General features: G+C 79.2%; 1 pseudogene. It reads left to right on the plus strand.

Going from position 1 to position 708, the window contains the following annotated elements:
* Positions 1–708, plus strand: a pseudogene (locus FK498_RS19645) (tetratricopeptide repeat protein); the annotation flags it as partial.

Here is a 708-nt window from a genome sequence, read left to right on the forward strand (position 1 = left end):
GCGCCAGCGCGCGCGCGCGCTGGCGCGTGCCGTCGAGCTCGAGCTGCGCGAGGGCCGGATCGGTGCGCCCGAGGCGGCCGCACGGCTCGAGCCGCTGCTCTACGCCTGGCGCGGCGACAACTTCGAGCGGGCGCTCAGGCTGCGTGCGGCCGAGCTGCGCGCCCAGTCGGGCGACTGGGCGGGCGCGCTCGCGCTGCTGCGCGAGACCGCCTCGCTGTTCGCCGATCGCGCCGGCGAGATCCGCGCCCGGCTGGGCGAGGCCTTCGCCGCGCTGTTCCGCGACGGCGCGGCCGATACCCTGCCGCCGGTGCAGGCGGTCGCGCTGTTCGAGGAGAACGCCGATCTCCTGCCGCCCGGTCCCGCCGGCGACGAGATGGTCGCGCGGCTGGCGGAACGGCTGGTCGCGCTCGACCTGACGGGGCGCGCCGGCGTGACGCTCGAGCGGCTGATGGCCTCGCAGCCCGAGCGCGGCATCGACCGCGCCCGCACGGGACTGCGGCTCGCGCGGCTGAAGCTTGCCGACCGCGACGCCGCCGGGGCGCTCGCCGCGCTGGCCGCGAGCGAGCCGCATCTGCCGCCGCCCTCCCTGGCCGCCGAGCGCCTGGCGCTGCGTGCCCGCGCGCTCGCCGCGGCAGGACGGCCCGACGAGGCCCGCGCGCTGCTCGCTCCGGCCACCGATCCGCTCGCCCTCGACGTGCGCGCCGAACT

Source organism: Elioraea sp. Yellowstone, from assembly GCF_006704265.1.
Lineage (GTDB): Bacteria > Pseudomonadota > Alphaproteobacteria > Acetobacterales > Acetobacteraceae > Elioraea.